The following is a 986-nucleotide window of genomic DNA, read 5'->3' as shown; positions in this document are numbered from 1 at the left end:
CTGGCGTCACTATGCCCCCGGTGACCACTCGCAGTGACCACGAACCCTCAGTATCTGAGGAATACGCGACTCCCGATTACGCGAGGTCGCCAGATCTCCTGTTCTGCCCGGCCTGCGCATATGGCGCGCTTGCGCGACCATCTTGAGCAGGCTGTCGAGGTGCTGGCCCTGGAGTACACATCGATGGCACTGAACGAGAACGGCTCGTCCTACCCGAAGGAGACTCTGTACACGCGTGTCGCCGAGGACGGCAACACTGCGGCGCTGCGGGCGCTGGAGGACCGCCTCGCCTCCTCGGAGTGGGCGCTATACCGAATACGCCGTGCGTTCCCTCCGGCCCGCACCGACAGCTGCAAGGAACGGCACGGCGACTCCTGCCGCTCCCCGTGGCCCGGCTGCATCGACCCGGACACGGGCGAGCGGACACCCCCGTGCGCACAGTGGCACGGACCCGCCTGCCGCAAGCCGCGGCCCGCATGCCGCGACTCCTCCCGCAAGGGGCAGGCGAGCCGGTCCGTCGAGGTAGTGATCACCGGAACCCGAGCGCAGGTCACCCGCCTCATGCGCCGCCGCGCCGGGGACAACGGGGAGCGCGTCGAGGGAGACCTTCAGCACCCCCTCGGCCATATCCGCAGCCAGACGCTCTCGCGCGGTTCACGCTTCCCCGCCGTGGAGGAGTTCCACGTCGTCGCGCCCAGCGGCGTGATTGAGAAGCAGAAGAAGAACTTCGAGAAGGTGTGGCGGGAAACCTGCCGTCAGCTCCGACTTCCCGCCTGATCTCGCAGACACCGCTCCTCCCGCTTCACCGCTCGGCGTCGCAGTGAGCCGGCCAAGGCATCTCCTCTTCTTCCCGGCTTTCCGAGCGTGGGGCCCTCGGCGGGAGGGGGGGGGGGGGCGGGGGGGGCCCCCGCCCCCCCCCCGCCCCCCGCCGGCGCCCGTTTTTTTTTGAACGCGGGGGGGGGGGGGGCCCACCCCCCCCCCCCCCC

At 70.4% G+C, this 986-nt stretch carries 1 protein-coding gene; it reads left to right on the top strand.

Annotation, left to right across the window (positions count from 1 at the left end):
* Positions 1-129 precede the first annotated feature (129 nt).
* Entirely contained in the window at positions 130-777 is a 648-nt protein-coding gene (locus ACFYR3_RS41370) for a hypothetical protein (RefSeq protein ID WP_389287348.1), read from the top strand.
* Positions 778-986: the final 209 nt, after the last annotated feature.

Origin of the sequence: Streptomyces sp. NPDC005784, from assembly GCF_042871525.1 — a bacterium.
Lineage (GTDB): Bacteria > Actinomycetota > Actinomycetes > Streptomycetales > Streptomycetaceae > Streptomyces.
Note: the sequence above shows the minus strand (reverse complement) of the source record. Positions and strands in the feature narration are given on the sequence as shown.